This window comes from Streptomyces sp. TS71-3, from assembly GCF_018327685.1.
Classification (GTDB): Bacteria; Actinomycetota; Actinomycetes; order Streptomycetales; family Streptomycetaceae; genus Streptomyces.
Window position 1 is genome coordinate 1,542,138 of sequence record NZ_BNEL01000001.1, and the last position, 15,851, is coordinate 1,557,988.

Sequence of the window (15,851 nt, forward strand, 5' to 3'; positions counted from 1 at the left end):
GATCTGCGCCGCGGTACTGGGCCGATCGGGTGAGCGGCCCGCGGCCCAAGCGGCCCCGCGGCGCGTGCGCGGCGCGTGCGGTGCGTCAGTCCGGGGAAGGCGCCCAGGGCCCGACGCCGCCGATGCGCTCGATGGCGTAGTGGACGGTGTAGCCGGGGCTCCTGGGTGCCGGGAACTCGGCGTCCGGGGCGATGTAGACCTTCGCCAGGCGGTTGAGCAGGTCCCAGGTGGCGTCGCTGGGCTCGACGGTGGCCCGCGCCCGCAGCATGGCGTACTCGTTCAGGACGACGCCGGGCACCCGCGGCGCGTCGAAGGTCAGCACGACCCGCGGGTCCCGCTCCATGTTGCGCAGCTTCACCTGCCGGGCGAGGTGGCCGCTGACGAGTTCGTCGCCGTCCAGTCCGATCCAGATGACCGTCACGTGCGGGCTGCCGTCGGGCTTGATGGTGCTCAGGTGGGCCATGGGCCCGGAGGCCACCAGATCACGCAGTTCCTGCGGAAGCTTCATGGTTTCGCCCTTTCGCCGCGTGCGCATGCTACCCAGCGGCGCAACGGCCCGCCGCCGCCCGGTATCCGGCTCCGCCCGGCACCTCGCGCCGTCCCCCGCCCGGTGGCGGCACACGATCGTGACCGGTCGCGGCTTGACGTGCGGGACGGCGTGGACTGTGCTGGTGATCGCGTGAGCGTGCTGGTCTGCGCAGGTGGCGGGCGGCCCGGGTGGACCGGGCGGCCCCGGGCGGAGGGGTGCGGATGGCCGGGGTGCCGGGCGGGACGGCCGGGGACGGCGAGGGGATCCTCATCGGGATCGACGCGGGCGGAACCCGCACCCGCGCACTCGTCACGGACGGCACGCGCGTGCTGGGCCGCGGCACCGGCGGACCGGGCAACGCGCTCTCCGTCGCCGGCCCCGAACTCGCCGACCACCTCACCGCCGCCCTCGCCGAGGCACTGCCCGCCGGAGCCGCGGCCCGGCTGCGCGGGGTGGCCGCCGGATTCGCCGGGGCGTCCTGGCTCCTCGCGGACGACCCCGGTCGGAACAGGGCGCTGACGGCGCTGCGCACGGCGCTGGCCCGGCACGGCGCGCCCGCCGGCGTACCCGTCGACGTGCGCGCCGACGTGGAGGTCGCGTTCGCGTCCGGGCCCGGGACGCCCGCGGACGGGCTGCTGGTGCTGTCGGGCACGGGCAGCGCGGTCATCCGGTTCGCCGCCGGGCAGGTGGCGGCCACCGTGGACGGGCACGGCGGGATGCTGGACGACGCCGGCAGCGGTCACTGGATCGGCCGGCACGCCGGCCGCGCCGCGCTGCGCGCCCTGGACGGGCGGGGCCCGTGGACGGCACTGGTGCCCGCCCTCACCGGGCGCTTCGGCGAGCCGGTCAGCACGCCGCCCGCCGAGCGGCGCGAGCGCGAACGGGCCCGTGCCCGCCTGCTGGAGGCCCTGATCGCGGCCGGCTCGCCCGCGCTGGCCCGGCTCTGCCCCCTCGCGGTGGCTGCCGCCGGTGCCGGGGACGAGGTGGCGACCGGCCTCCTGGACGGCGCGGTCGACGCGCTCGCCGAGTCGGTCCGCGCGCTGCGCCCGGCGCCCGGCGAGACGGTGGTGACCACCGGCGGCCTGCTCGGCCCCGAAGGCCCGCTGCTGCCCCGCCTGACCCCCGTCCTGGCCGGCCTCGGCCTGAGCCCCCTGCCGGTACCCGACGGCACCGCGGGCGCGGCGGCACTCGCCCGCGCCCTGCCCGCGCGGGCCCGCTGGACCGGACCCCGAACGGGCACGGGCCCCCGAACGGGTTCGGGCACGGGTCCCGGGGCCGTCTCCACGACCACTCCGTAGGCGAGCGGGGCCCCCGCGCGCGTCACGCGCCCCGCCGGTCACGCGCGATTACCGCCGCACGGTGGGGCAAACCTCGCACGGTCACGATCATCGTATCGAGTTAATGTCGGCGGATTTTCAGGGCTGATCGAGTGGATCGGCCGTTACTGTCTCTCGGGATCTGGACGGATTCCCGGATGTTTGCCCCCTTTCCTCTTTCCCGGTGGCGCACCCATGCCTGCCACCGCCCCTACGAAGGAGAGCTCGCCCGATGACTGTTGACACCAGCCCGGAAGCACAGCCGGAGTCGCCTCGGCAGTCCAGCCTCGGCACGGCGGCCGCCCGCAACCTCGCCACCACCACCAAGTCCGCCCCGCAGATGCAGGAGATCACCTCCCGCTGGCTGCTGCGGACGCTCCCCTGGGTGGAGACCAAGGGCGGCGCCTACCGCGTGAACCGCCGGCTGAGCTACACCGTCGGCGACGGGCGCGTGGAGTTCGTCCAGGACGGTGCGGAGGTCCGGGTGATCCCCCGCGAGCTGTGCGAACTCGCCGTGCTCCGGGGCTTCGAGGACGAGGAGGTGCTGGCCGCCCTCGCCGGCCGGTGCACCCAGCGGGACTTCGGCCCCGGCGAGGTGCTCGTCGAGCGCGGCGCGCCCGCCGAGCACCTTCACCTCATCGCCCACGGCCGCGTCAGCCAGACCTCCACCGGCAAGTACGGCGACGAGGTCGCCGTGGCCGTGCTCGCCGACGGCGACCAGTTCGGCGAGAACGCCCTGCTGGACGAGGACGCCCGCTGGGACCACACCGCCACCGCCGAGACCGCCGGCACCCTGCTCACGCTCTCCCGCGCGGACTTCGCCGCCGTGCTCTCCCAGGCGCCGGGCCTCCAGGCCCACGTCGAGCAGTTCAGCTCGCTGCCCCGCCAGCGGCAGAACCGCCACGGCGAGGCCGAGATCGCCATGTCGGCCGGCCACACCGGCGAGTCGTCGCTGCCCGGCGCCTTCGTCGACTACGAGCTGAAGCCGCGTGAGTACGAACTCTCCGTCGCACAGACCGTCCTGCGGGTCCACAGCAGGGTCGCCGATCTCTACAACGGTCCGATGAACCAGACCGAGGAGCAGCTCAGGCTCACCATCGAGGCGCTGCGCGAGCGCCAGGAGCACGAGCTGATCAACAACCGCGAGTTCGGCCTGCTCCACAACGCCGACTTCAAGCAGCGCATCCAGACGCACTCGGGCCCGCCCACCCCGGACGACCTCGACGAGCTGCTCTGCCGCCGCCGCGGTTCCAGGGTCTTCCTCGCCCACCCCCGGACCATCGCCGCGATCGGCCGCGAGTTCAACGCCCGCGGGCTCTACCCGAACCACGTCGACCTCGGCGGCCAGCAGGTCCCGGCCTGGCGCGGGGTCCCGATCCTGCCGTGCAACAAGATCCCCATCACCAAGGAGAACACCAGCTCCGTCATCGTGATGCGCACCGGCGAGGAGAACCAGGGCGTCATCGGACTGCGCCAGACCGGCCTGCCGGACGAGTACGAGCCGGGCCTCTCGGTGCGCTTCATGGGCATCGACGACAAGGCGATCATCTCCTACCTCGTCACCACGTACTACTCGGCCGCCGTCCTCGTACCGGACGCACTCGGCGTGCTGGAGAACGTGCAGATCGCCCGCAGGCGCGACTAGGTCGTGTCCGGCGGATCTTCGTGGATCAGCCTGCGGCGTCTGGTGCCGTGCATCGCAAGGCGGAGGGTCGTCCTCGTACGGGGCGTACTCGGATGACTCCGACAACGCGGCGAGGTGCGGTGCTGGGGGCACTCCCCCACTGCCCTGAACGGGCGTGGGAGGTACCCCCACCCACGCCCTTCAGGCAGTGGGGGAGTCGCGGGCCCACGAAGATCCGCCGGACACGGCCTAGTACCCCTCGCCCTGGAGGACGACCGGCCCTGCCCGGCGGCCACGGCGGCCCGGACCCTCCGGGCCGCACGGGCACGCCCGGGATCCGGGACAGCCACCCATCCGACCAAGGAGCCATGGATGCCCGCCCCTGAGCGTTCACCTCAGCCGTCGAGCCCGACCGCGGATGCTCTCCGGGCGGGGGCGCACGTTCTCGCCGACGCCGCCGCCCGCGCCACCGAGGCCGCCGGCCCCCGCCCGCCCGTGCCGTCCCCGCCCGCCCCCGCCGATGTCCCGGCCGCCGGGGTGCGGGGCGCGGGGCTGGACCGGGTGCTGCGCGGCCCCAGCGGCCTGGGCACCGCGAGCCTGCACGTGGGCCGGCGCCCGGAGCCGGCCTCGCCCGCCGCCCCGGTCCCTGCCGACGTGCCCACCGCCGAGGTGCCCTCGGCCGGGGTGTCCACCGCCGAGGTGCCGGCCACCGGAGTGCGGGTGCCGGGTGCCCGGCCGGCGGGAGCGTTGCCCGGCCCCAGCGGGCTCGGCACCGCGGGCCTGAGCCTCGTCCGGCGAACGGAGCCACCGGTGCCGCGGGAGCAGCCGGAGCAGCCGGAGCCGGCGGCGGAACCGGCGGAGGGCATCGCGATCCCGGGCCTCTACCACCACCCGGTGCAGGAGCCCGACCCGGTGCGCGTGGAGGAGGTCAGCCGCAGGATCAAGGCCTGGGCGCTGGACGAGGTCGACCTGTACCCCGACGAGTGGGAGGACCAGTTCGACGGCTTCTCCGTGGGGCGGTACATGGTCGCCTGCCATCCCGACGCCCCGACGGTCGACCACGTGATGCTCGCGACGCGCCTGATGGTCGCCGAGAACGCCGTGGACGACTGCTACTGCGAGGACCACGGAGGCTCGCCCGTCGGCCTCGGCGCACGCCTGCTGCTGGCGCACACCGCACTCGACCCGCTGCACACGACGCAGGAGTACGAGCCGCGGTGGGCGGAGTCGCTCCACTCGGACGCGCCCCGGCGCGCCTACCGGTCCGCCATGGAGTACTTCGTCAAGGCGGCCAGCCCCTCGCAGACCGACCGGTTCCGGCACGACATGGCCCGCCTGCACATGGGCTATCTCGCCGAGGCGGCCTGGGCGCAGACGGACGAGGTGCCCGAGGTGTGGGAGTACCTGGCGATGCGCCAGTTCAACAACTTCCGCCCCTGTCCCACCATCACCGACACCGTCGGCGGCTACGAACTGCCGGCGGACCTGCACGCGCGGCCCGCCATGCAGCGGGTCATCGCGCTGGCGGGGAACGCCACGACGATCGTGAACGACCTGTACTCGTACACCAAGGAACTCGCCAGCCCCGGCCGGCACCTCAACCTGCCCGTGGTGATCGCCGAACGTGAGGGCGTCTCCGACCGCGAGGCCTACCTGAAGACGGTCGACGTCCACAACGACCTGATGCACGCCTTCGAGACCGAAGCCGCGGCCCTCGCCGCCGCCTTCCCCCTCCCGACCGTGCAGCGCTTCCTGAAGGGGGTGGCCACCTGGGTCGACGGCAACCACTACTGGCACCAGACCAACACCTACCGCTACAGCCTGCCCGACTTCTGGTAAGAAGAATGGACCTGTCCATGACCGACACCCAGCTCACCAGCACCGCCGGTTCCACCGGGACCTCCCTGTTCATCCCCGCCCCCGTGACGCCCTACCAGGGGGACATCGCGCGCTACTGGGACACCGAGGCCAGGCCCGTGAACCTGCGTCTGGGCGACGTCGACGGCCTCTACCACCACCACTACGGCATCGGCGCCGTCGACCGCGCGGCCCTCGGCCACGCCGACGACGCCGAGTCCGAGAGCAAACTGATCGCGGAGCTCCACCGCCTGGAATCGGCACAGGCGGAACTCCTTCTGGACCACCTCGGCCCCGTCGAGCGCGACGACACCCTCGTGGACGCCGGCTGCGGGCGCGGCGGCTCGATGGTCATGGCCCACCAGCGCTTCGGGTGCAAGGTCGAGGGCGTCACCCTGTCGGCCAAGCAGGCGGACTTCGCCAACCGGCGCGCTCGCGAGCTCGGCATCCAGGAGCACGTCCGGGCCCGCGTCTGCAACATGCTCGGCATGCCCTTCGAGACGGGGCAGGCCGCGGCGTCGTGGAACAACGAGTCGAGCATGTACGTCGACCTGCACGACCTCTTCGCCGAACACTCCCGGATCCTCGCGGTGGGCGGCCGCTACGTGACCATCACGGGCTGCTGGAACCCGCGCTACGGCCAGCCCTCGAAGTGGGTCTCCCAGATCAACGCACACTTCGAGTGCAACATCCACTCCCGCCGGGAGTACCTCCGCGCCATGGCCGACAACCGCCTGGTACCGCAAGCGGTCATCGACCTGACCCCCGCAACCCTGCCCTACTGGGAGCTGAGGGCAACGTCTTCCCTGGTCACCGGCATCGAGGAGGCCTTCATCAACTCCTACAAGGACGGCTCTTTCCAGTACCTCCTGATCGCAGCAGACCGAGTCTGACCAGAAGGTCGGGGCACGACGACGGGGGGCGCCCCCGAAGGGGCGCGGGGAACTGCGCGACCAGCCACGGCGATACGCGCGGATCGCCACTGTCCCTGGGGGGTGCCTCTATGTCCTTGGTCAAGCGGGGCGTGGGGTTCGGTGTTCGTAGAAGGTGCCGTCGCGGAGCATCGCGTAGAGCACGCTGATGCGCTGGCGGGCCAGGCGGAGGAGAGCCTGGGTATGAGTCTTTCCTCTGGCTCGGCAGCGGTCGTAGTAGGTGCGGGAGACGGGATCGTGCAAGGCGGCGAAAGCGGACAGGAACATCGCCCGTTTGAGCTGGCGGTTTCCGCCTCGTGGCGCGTGTTCGCCGTGGATCGATGTGCCCGACGACTTGGTGGTCGGGGCCAGGCCGGCGTAGGAGGCGAGATGGGCGGCGGTGGGGAAGCTGGTGCCGTCGCCGACGGTGACCAGCAGGGTGGCAGCGGTCCTGACCGCGATCCCCGGCATCGAGATCAGGACCTGGGAAAGAGGGTGCTCCTCCAGCAGGGCCTCGATCTGCGCTTGAAGAGCGCGGCGCTGTTCGTGGACAGCCGCGAGCGAGCGGGCCAGCGAGGGGATCACGATGTCGAGCGTGCCGGTCCCCGGGACCACGACGGTCTGTTCGTCGAGTGCGTCGAAGACGTCGTCGATCAGCCGCTGGGCCATGCGCGGGGCTTTGGGTCGGATGGTTTCGACGAGTTTGCGGCGGCCGGCTTTCCTGAGGGCGGATGGGGATCCGTAGCGCTCCAGCAGCCAGGTGACTGCTTGGTGATCCAGCCGCGGGCCCAGGACGCGTTCGAGGCTGGGGTGGAACTGTGTGAGCAGGCCGCGTATGCGGTTGCTGGTGCGTGTGGCCTCGGTGGCAAGATCCTGGTCGAAGCCGACCAGCACGGTGAGTTCGGCGGTGATCTCATCGGTCAGTTCCAGGGACCGCAGGGTGTGGGGCATGGTGCGGGCGGCGTCCGCGATGACCGCGGCGTCCTTGGCGTCGGTCTTGGCCTCGCCCGGGTAGAGGTCGGCGATCCTGCGCATCGCAAGTCCGGGCAGGTAGGCGACCTTGCAGCCTGCGTCCCGGGCCACGGTCAGTGGCAGAGCGCCGATCGAGGCGGGCTGGTCCACGATCAGCAGGACGGTGCCGAATTTGGCGGCCAGCTTGTCGAAGACGGCTCGCAGTTTCGGTTCGCTGTTGGGCAGGGGCTTGTCGAAGACCTTCTTGCCGGCTGGGGTGAGTCCGTGGCCGTGGTGGGCGGTCTTGCCGACGTCCAGGCCGAGGAAGACGCCCACGTCGCCGGTGTCGAACATCGTGCTGTCAGCTCCTTTGGTGCGGCTGGCCTGGGCTTCGGTGTCGTACGCGCGCATCCACGTTATGCAGACCTGCCGCCCGTGAACTGTCCGGCGTTGCGCCGGACCGGACGGTGGCCGGACCTCTCATCAGCGGCTCCGACGGCACCTCTCGGGCCCGGTGAACACCACCCCCCACGTCATCTCGGACAGGGGGACACAGTCATGCCGGGCCCGGAGGCCAGCGGCCCTCTTGCAGGACCGCGAAAAAGATAACGGGGGCAGTCTGGTCCGATCCGGGCCACCGGCCCAGAGGGGAACGACCCGGCCACCCGCCCGAGGGGCCAGCCGGGTCACCGCAGAACCCCGGCCCGGCCTACCGCGGATCCGCGCGAAGCGCGCCCCCCGCATCCGGGACCACCTGCACCGCCGCACCCCCCGCCCCCGCGGCCACCCCCAACTGCGAGATCGCGTTGAGCAGGTGGAAGGACCCGCCGTGCCCGACCACCTGCCACCGCTGCGTACGGGTACCGTCCTTGCACGGCTGCTGCGTGACCGCCGCACCCACCTCAAGCGGCGCGCCGAGGTAGTGCTTACCGTCCACGACGTCCAGGCACTCCTGCGTCACGGCACCGTCGCGCACCGCCCGCACCTCGTAGTAGCCGTCCGCGGTGGCCGTCAGCGCCCAGGCCGCCGCCGGGTCGGAGGCGAACCGCGCTTGCGCCCCGTCCTCCGCCGACGCCGTGGTGAGCCGCTTGTCCGAGCCGCGCAGTGCGAGCGCGTACGTGCCGTGAGCGAGCGGGAGCCGGGTGACGTTCAGCCAGCCCGGGGCATGGCCGATCCCCTGCGCGAGCACGCTGAACCCGGCGTAGTCGGCCGCCGGCTTCGGGCTGCCCCAGGTGGCCTGCGCGACGAAGCGCAGCGGCATGAACGCGTCGTTCTCGACCTCGTTCTCCGTCTCGGCCGCCGCCGAGTCCGGCCACAGCGAGATCTGCGCGCCGGTGACGCCGGGCTGGGGCCCCGCCAGCGTCTCGCCCTCGAACGACAGCGGCGTCCAGTCGCTCTCGTAGAGCTTCCGGGTGTCCATGTGGAAGCCGCCGCGCACCAGGTAGAGCGAGTAGGCGGAGTTCATCACGGGGTTGCCGGCGGCGAGCAGGGCGGAGGGCTGTGCTCCGGTCTCGGTGAGCCAGTGCTCGATCACCACGTCCTTGTTCACCGGGACGGTGTTCTGCCCGTTCAGGCCGTCGTTCCAGATCCGCAGGGTGCGGCCGCCGGCGCGGACGTGCGCGTCGACGCGGTTGACGAAGTCGACGAAGGCGTCCTGCGGGGTCGCCTTCTCCCCGTACTTCGCCTTCGCGTAGGCCGCGATCTGCGGATAGTTCGCGAAGTCGGAGCCGAGCATGTACTCGTCGGCGCCCATGTGCCAGTACGGCGTGTCCCACACCGTGAGCGCCTCGTCCACCAGCCTGGTGTAGAAGTCGAAGGCCTCCGGCTGCGTGATGTCCAGCCGGGTGGGGGACTTCGTGCCGGAGGCGTCGGTGAGCTGGAGTTCGGGGTGGTTCTCCAGGTAGGGGTCTATGTGCCCGGGGGAGTTGATCTCCGGCACCAGCGTGATGTGGTACGTGCGGGCCATGGCGGACAGCCGCCGCACCTCGTCCTTGGTGTAGTAGCCCCAGAACTTCGTCTTCGGGTCCACGTCGCTGGCGACCTTCGCCTCGATCTGGAGCTGGTTCAGCTTCAGATAGGACATGTCGCGCATCAGCCGCTCGAACCAGTCCATCGAGATGTGGATGTAGCACGCGCACACGTCCACGCCCCGTTCGGCGTACTTCGGCACGTCGACGGCGGTGCCCTTCGGCAGGCTCCGCCCGCTGCCGAGCATCTGGAGGACCGTACGGGTGCCGTGGTACACGCCGGTCTCGGTGGCCGCGGTGATCCGGACCGTGCCGGAGACGTCCAGCGCGTAGCCCTCCGTGCCGAGGTCCCCCCGGGACGGGTCGAGGCGCAGCACCACGTCGCCCGGGTGCTGCCGCGCACCGGTGGTGACGGGCAGCCGCAGGCCGGTGGCGGTGGCCACGTCGCCGGCGAGCGCGGTCGCGTCGGCGCGCAGCGCCCGGTCGCCGGCGACCACGGCGGAGCGGCGGCCGAGTTGCAGGCTGCCCTCGCCCGGGGTCCATCGGGTGAGTGCGGGCAGCACCCTGGGGGCGCCCGCCGTGGTTTCGGCTCGTGCGGCGGCCGCGGGGGCGCCGGGCACCGCGGCGGCCGCGGGCAGGGCCGCCGGAACGAGCAGGGCCAGGGCGGACAGCAGGGGCGCTGCCCATCCCGGTCCCGGTCGCGGTCGGAAATGACGTGTCACGACGTGCTCCTCACACTGTTGGGCCTCGGGTCCTCGGTTCCAGTGGGGGGTTCGGTGCGCGGCGGACCTGCCGGGCCGCCGCGCACCGGGCTCAGGCGGTGCGCCGGATGCGTCCGGCGTACTCCGCTTCGAGACGGGCGTTGCGCTCGTCGGAGCCGGGCACGTTCGCCGACTGGTAGAGCGGCGGGGTGACACCGGCCGCGAGCAGCCGGGCCACCGTCTCGGCGACGGTCATCTGGACGAGCACGGCGCCGCTGATGGTGCTGAGCGCGCAGACTCCGGTGCCGTCCGGGAGCTGGAGGGCGGCGTCGCCGAACGGGGCGCCGTTGTCCAGCACCACGTCCGCCACCTCGAACAGCCGCTGCCCGCTGGGGTGCCGGGCGGTGATCCGGGAGGAGTGGGCGACCGACGTCAGCGCGATCACCTTGTGGCCGCGCTCCTTGACGAGCCGGGCCATCTCCACGATGGCGCCGTTGCCGCCCGACTGGCTGGCGATGATGAAGATGTCTGCGGGGTGGATCTCCGCGAGGTCGAGCACCTTCGCGGCGACCGCGGGGTCCCGCTCGGCGAACGGGTCGAGCGCCTCCTCGGGGTCCTCGTGGCCGAAGAGCACCCGGTCGCGGATGGAGAGCTGGTTGGTGGGCACCAGACCGCCCGCCCGGCCGGCGACCTCCATGGCGAGCGCCTGGGAGTGCCCGGTGCCGAAGACCTGGATCACGCCCTTGTCCCGCAGCGCGGCGGCGATCAGGTCCGCGGCCTCGCCGACGCTGTCCCGCGCCCGCTCGACCGTGCCCGGCAGCTCCTGCTGGACGGTCTCCCAGTAGGCGGTGCCGGAAATGGTGTCGGAAGTCATCTCAGAGGTGTCCCTCTCCGTGGGTGGTCGGACCATGGGTGGTCGGGGGATGGGCGGCCGGGGGGCCGCCTTCGGGGGTACGGGTGCCGGCGGAACCCGGGCCGGGGCCCGGAGCCCCGCCGTCCCCGGGAGCCGCGCCGGGGCCCTGGGCCGTAGGGCCGCCGTCGCCGCTCCCGTCGCCGGTGCCGCCGGCGGCCTCCGGCTCGCCGCCGCGTCCCGCCCCGCCGCGCTGGACGGCCCGCCTCGCGGGGTAGGCCCTGCGGTGCTCGGCGATGGTCGCGGCGGTGGCCTCCAGTGCCTGGGCCGTACGGCCGTAGGTGCGCTGGGCCACGCCCATGTAGAGCGCGTCGAGCACGATGAGCTGGGAGTGGCGCGCGGCCAGGAAGTCCGGCCGCAGGCTGAGGGAGCGCACGGACGTGGTGAGCACCGTCGCTGCCGTCCTCGCGAGCGTGGCGCCGGGGGCGTTGGTCAGGGCGATGGTGGTGGCGCCGCGGTCGGCGGCCACCGCGAGCGGCCGGCAGGTCTCGGCCGTCTCGCCGGTGTGCGAGATGCCGACGGCCACGTCCCCGGGACCGAGCTGGCTCGCGCTGGTGAGCGCCGAGTGCACCTCGGCCCACGCCCACACGGCGCACCCGATGCGGTGCAGCCGCAACTGGAGCTCGGTGGCGACGATCGCGCTGCCCCCGACGCCGTACAGATCCACGCGGCGGGCCCCGGCGAGCGCGTCGCACGCGGCCTCAAGTGCGGCGGTGTCCAGGGCGTCCACGGTGTCGTGGATGGCGGCGGCGTCCCGCGCGGCGAGCACGGCGAGGACCCGCTCCGGCGGGTCGGACACGTCGATGTCCTCGCCGAGGTCCGCCTGCCACGCGCCGCCTGCCGCCCGGCCGGACTCCGTGGCCAGCGCGATGCGCAGTTCCGCGTAGCCGTCCAGGCCGGCCCTGCGGCACACCCGGGTGACGGTCGCGGGCGAGGTGCCCGCGGCCGCGGCCAGCTCCTGGATGGTCATCGCCGCCGCGGCGGCCGGATCGGCGAGCAGCCGGTCGGCCACCCGGCCCGACGCCCCGCTCAACTCCGGCCGCAGAGCGCGCAGCCGGGGAATCAGCCCTCCCGTGGCCATGAAAATAATTACCTCTTCCTATCGGCCGATGCGGTAACTATTCTCAGGCCGCCGGGAGGCCTGTCAAGGCGGTGAGAACGCGGTCGTGGCGACCGGACGCCGGGCCTGCTCCGGCCAGTGGGAAGGGAGCGAACGCACCCGATGAGACCTCGTCAGCTCTCCGGACGGCGCCGGGGAGGCGGCCGGCACCGCGCGCCGGGCCTACTCCTGGTGGCCGCGCTCGTGGTCGGCGGCATCCTGCCGGCCGCGGCCGGCGCACCCGTGTCCGCGGCGGCCACAACCGCCGTGTCCGCGGCGGCCACCGCTCAGAAGCCGTGTTCGGGCCCCGTCCACCCCGCGCCCGTGATGCCCGTCGAGCCCTGCGACACCCCGGACCGGATCCTGGACAAGGCGGCGAACATCGTGCCGCGGGACTCCCAAGTGGCCTGGCAGCAGCGGAAGGTGATCGCCTTCACCCACTTCGGGATGAACACCTTCACCGACCGCGAGTGGGGCTCGGGCATGGAGGACGAGTCGCGCTTCGACCCGCCCGCCGCCGACGTGACGCAGTGGATGCGGGCCTACAAGGCGAGCGGTGCCAAGGAGGTCATCTTCACCGCCAAGCACCACGACGGATTCGTGCTGTACCCGACGCGGTACAGCGACCACTCGGTGGTGGCGAGCCCCTGGTGGGTACGGACCTCCGGCTGCGCGCAGGCGGATGCGGCCGGCACGGCACGGGCCGGCGCCGAACAGCGGCGGGACACCGATCCGTCGGCGTTCTGGCAGGTCCGCGACGCCGGCTGCCGGAACCCGCAGGGGGACATCCTCGGCTCCTACGTGCGGGCGGCGCGCGCCGCCGGGCTGCGCGTCGGGATCTACCTCTCGCCCACGGACGGCGCCGAACTGCCGCACGCCTGGCACGAGGACACCTACATCCCGTCCATCGAGGCCAAGCCGCCGTCCCAGCGCTCCACCGCGGAGGTGGCCACCCTTCAGGACGCGCCCGCGCCGCCCGCGGGCCACGGCAGGTACGGCAACGACAGCGCGGCCGTGCCGCGCACCATCCCCACCCTCGTCCCGGGCGACGACCGGGCCGCGCGCGTCGCGCACGGCACCCTGCCGACGTTCCACGTCACCGAGGACGACTACAACACCTACTACATGAACCAGCTGTACGAGCTGTTCACGCAGTACGGCCCCATCGACGAGCTGTGGCTGGACGGCGCCAACCCGTGGGCCGGCTCCGGCGTCAGCGAGCCCTACGACTTCACCGCCTGGTTCAAGCTGATCAACACCCTCTCGCCGGACACCGTGGTCTTCGCCGGACCGCAGGGCACCCGGTGGGTCGGCAACGAGGCGGGCGTGGCCCGCGACACCGAGTGGAGCGTGGTCCCGGCCACCGCCGACCCGTCCACCGCGCACAACGAGGGCCTGATCCCGGGCGGCGCCCAGGCCGAGGACATCGGATCGCGGGCCGTGCTCACCGGGCCCGACGTGCGCTACCTCCAGTGGTTCCCGGCCGAGGCGGACTCCTCGATCAGGCCCGGCTGGTTCTACCACCCCGACGAGTCGCCGCAGCCACCGTCGAAGCTCGTCACCAAGTACCAGCAGTCGGTGGGCCGCAACGCGGTGATGCTGCTGAACACGCCGCCCGGCACGGACGGCCGGATCGCCGGCGCGGACGTGGCCTCGCTGACGTCGTTCGGCACGGCGATCCGCGACACCTACCGCACCAACCTGCTGACCGCGCCCCGCTCGCTCACCGACGACGACCTGCACACGGGCTGGTCGCCGAAGGCCGGGGCCACCACCGGCGCCCTCACCCTGTCCCTGCCGCACCCGGCCGCCTTCGACCAGATCGCCCTCGGCGAGGACATCACCCGGGGCCAGCACGTCGAGCACTTCACCGTCGACACCTGGCAGAACGGCCAGTGGACCCGGACGGGCACCGGCACCACCATCGGCCACGAGCGCCTGCTGCTCCTGGACGCCCCGGTGACCACCGCCCGGATCCGCATCACCGTCGACACCGCCCGCGCCACCCCGCACCTGGCCACCGTCGGCCTCTACCGGACGGCATCCGTGCAGCCGTAGCCCGAGCCCCGAAGCCGTAGTCGCCCACCGGCCCAACGGACCCCGGCCCGAACCGGACGCCCTCGCACTCCAGCGAGACCGGCGTCCGGGGCGGGTACGGGGTCTCGTCGTGGTGTGAGGGTCCTGACCACGGGTGTCGCGGCCTTCCGCAACGAGGGCATGGCGCACGGACGGCAGACCCGGCCGGCGCACGGGGGGCGCCGCGCACGCCGGCCGGGGGCCCATCCCCCCGACCGAGCGGGGCGATGCCCGCCTGGATCCGGTAAGGCTGCCGCTCGCCATCGCGAGGTGCCCACCGGTCAGGCTCTGCCCACGGCAGGGGAGGCACCCGCGGCCGGGCCGGTAGCGACACCGCACTCGCGCAGCGCCTCCGGCCACATCCGGCACATCGAATGCGTGGAAGCTACGGCCGCGTTGCCCCGGCGTCAACACTGCGGTGCACCGAGCCTGAAAGACGGTGGGAGGTGGGCAGTGGGTGGGCCGGCCACCGGTGAGCCCGGGTCTGGTGACGTGGTCTCGAAAGTTTTAGGTGGTGGGCGGAGCTACTGAAGCCGTCCTCCGGCACCCAGGTTCTGGCCGAAATCCCTTTACTCGTCTGGCCGCATGGTCATCCACGCGTGATCCGCGAGCGGGGCGTTCCATGCCTGACTTCTTGACGGCCTCCGGTCGTAGTGCGATAGTTTCGCTCGAATTTCGAAAGCTCCGGTGTCAGGGTGCCCGTGGCTCGCACCTGCGTCGCGCGGGGCCGGCCGATCGGGCAGGGCGCGCAGGGCGGGCGGACGGCACAGGGTGCTCCGGCACATGCACACGCACAGGTCGCACGCGCAGGTCACACGTACACGCACACGCGCCGGCACAGGTCACGTGCGCACGTGCACGCGCCTGTGCGCGCACGGCCGCACCCCACACACCCGCAGCTGAAAGGGTCCCAGATGTTCACCAGACTCCGCATGACCGCGCTGGCCGCCGTGGCCGCGTCGGTCCTGCTCGCCGCGGGCGCGCTGACGTCCGCCTCCGCCGAGTCCGCCGCCCCGACGGAGGTGCGGCAGCCCGCGGCGACGCTGACGCAGGTGTCCAACTTCGGGAACAACCCGGGCAACCTGAAGATGTACGAGTACGTGCCGAACTCGGTGAAGTCCAACCCGGCGGTCCTGGTGGCCGTGCACTACTGCACCGGAACCGCCCAGGCCTTCTTCTCCGGCACCGAGTTCGCGAGGCTGGCCGACCAGTACGGCTTCATCGTCGTCTACCCCGACGCCAACGTCAGCGGCCAGTGCTTCGACGTCTCCACGTCCCAGGCGCTGCGGCACGAGGGGGGCAGCGACCCGAGCAGCATCGCGTCCATGGTCAGGTACGCGATCCAGCAGCACAGGGCGGACGCGAGCCGGGTCTTCGTCACCGGGGCCTCCTCGGGCGCGATGATGACGGACGTCCTGCTCGGCGACTACCCCGACCTGTTCAAGGCCGGCTCCGCCTTCATGGGCGTGCCGTTCGGCTGCTTCGCCACCAATGACGGCTCCGGCTGGAACTCCGCCTGCGCCAACGGCCAGATCACCAAGACCCCCCAGCAGTGGGGAGACCTGGCGCGCGGCGCCTACCCCGGTTACAGCGGCGCCCGGCCGCGGGTGCAGTTGTGGCACGGGACCAGCGACACCACGCTGCGCTACCCCAACTTCGGGGAGGAGATCAAGCAGTGGACCAACGTCCTCGGCGTGAGCCAGACCCCGGCCGCCACTGACCAGCCGCAGTCCGGCTGGACCCGCACCCGCTACGGCAGCAGCTCCGCCCAGGCGCCCGTCGAGGGCATCAGCATCGCGGGCGTCGGCCACTCCCTGCCCACCAGCGGCATGGCGGCCCGAGCCCTGACCTTCTTCGGCCTGGCTCCCTGACCTTCCGGTTCACCCTTCGGTTCCGCCTTCCGGTCCCAC

The 15,851-nt window shown here is 72.7% G+C and carries 10 protein-coding genes and 1 pseudogene; 6 read left to right on the top strand and 5 right to left on the bottom strand.

Features of this window, described 5'->3' with window-relative positions; all coding sequences use genetic code 11:
* Positions 1-85: 85 nt before the first annotated feature.
* Positions 86-508, bottom strand: coding sequence for a PPOX class F420-dependent oxidoreductase (locus tag Sm713_RS06400; protein ID WP_212908688.1), 423 nt, complete (start codon positions 506-508; stop codon positions 86-88).
* Positions 509-750: 242 nt separating this feature from the next.
* Here Sm713_RS06400 and Sm713_RS06405 point away from each other — a divergent pair, with 242 nt between their 5' ends.
* From Sm713_RS06405 to Sm713_RS06420, 4 genes and pseudogenes are all read left to right on the top strand, one after another.
* A complete protein-coding gene (locus Sm713_RS06405; RefSeq protein WP_212908689.1) occupies positions 751-1,827 on the top strand; it encodes an N-acetylglucosamine kinase in 1,077 nt (358 codons plus the stop codon).
* 250 nt (positions 1,828-2,077) lie between these two features.
* Complete coding sequence (locus tag Sm713_RS06410; RefSeq protein ID WP_212908690.1) at positions 2,078-3,490, top strand: family 2B encapsulin nanocompartment shell protein; 1,413 nt, start codon at positions 2,078-2,080, stop codon at positions 3,488-3,490.
* Between the two features lie 726 nt (positions 3,491-4,216).
* Positions 4,217-5,308: pseudogene (locus Sm713_RS06415) on the top strand (family 2 encapsulin nanocompartment cargo protein terpene cyclase); the annotation flags it as partial.
* Between the two features lie 17 nt (positions 5,309-5,325).
* Positions 5,326-6,219, top strand: a complete 894-nt coding sequence (locus Sm713_RS06420; protein ID WP_212908692.1) for a geranyl diphosphate 2-C-methyltransferase — start codon at positions 5,326-5,328, stop codon at positions 6,217-6,219.
* Positions 6,220-6,339: 120 nt separating this feature from the next.
* Here Sm713_RS06420 and Sm713_RS06425 read toward each other — a convergent pair whose 3' ends face one another.
* The 4 genes from Sm713_RS06425 to Sm713_RS06440 all read right to left on the bottom strand — a co-directional run bounded on the left by Sm713_RS06425 (position 6,340) and on the right by Sm713_RS06440 (position 11,847).
* Positions 6,340-7,542 carry an IS110 family transposase gene (locus Sm713_RS06425; protein ID WP_212911822.1) on the bottom strand — a complete coding sequence of 401 codons (1,203 nt, stop codon included), beginning with the start codon at positions 7,540-7,542 and terminating at the stop codon, positions 6,340-6,342.
* 355 nt (positions 7,543-7,897) lie between these two features.
* Positions 7,898-9,877 (bottom strand): family 20 glycosylhydrolase, encoded by a 1,980-nt coding sequence (locus tag Sm713_RS06430; protein WP_212908693.1) that lies wholly within the window; start codon positions 9,875-9,877, stop codon positions 7,898-7,900.
* A 91-nt stretch (positions 9,878-9,968) separates the two neighbouring features.
* Positions 9,969-10,730 carry a sugar isomerase domain-containing protein gene (locus tag Sm713_RS06435; protein ID WP_212908694.1) on the bottom strand — a complete coding sequence of 254 codons (762 nt, stop codon included), beginning with the start codon at positions 10,728-10,730 and terminating at the stop codon, positions 9,969-9,971.
* A gap of 1 nt (position 10,731) precedes the next feature.
* Positions 10,732-11,847 (bottom strand): MurR/RpiR family transcriptional regulator, encoded by a 1,116-nt coding sequence (locus Sm713_RS06440; RefSeq protein WP_212908695.1) that lies wholly within the window; start codon positions 11,845-11,847, stop codon positions 10,732-10,734.
* A 141-nt stretch (positions 11,848-11,988) separates the two neighbouring features.
* Between Sm713_RS06440 and Sm713_RS06445 the strand changes: the two genes are divergently transcribed.
* The gene (locus Sm713_RS06445; RefSeq protein WP_212908696.1) at positions 11,989-13,923 is read left to right on the top strand and encodes an alpha-L-fucosidase; all 1,935 of its coding nucleotides are present in this window, start codon (positions 11,989-11,991) and stop codon (positions 13,921-13,923) included.
* 932 nt (positions 13,924-14,855) lie between these two features.
* The gene (locus tag Sm713_RS06450; protein ID WP_249416134.1) at positions 14,856-15,812 is read left to right on the top strand and encodes a PHB depolymerase family esterase; all 957 of its coding nucleotides are present in this window, start codon (positions 14,856-14,858) and stop codon (positions 15,810-15,812) included.
* Positions 15,813-15,851 lie beyond the last annotated feature (39 nt).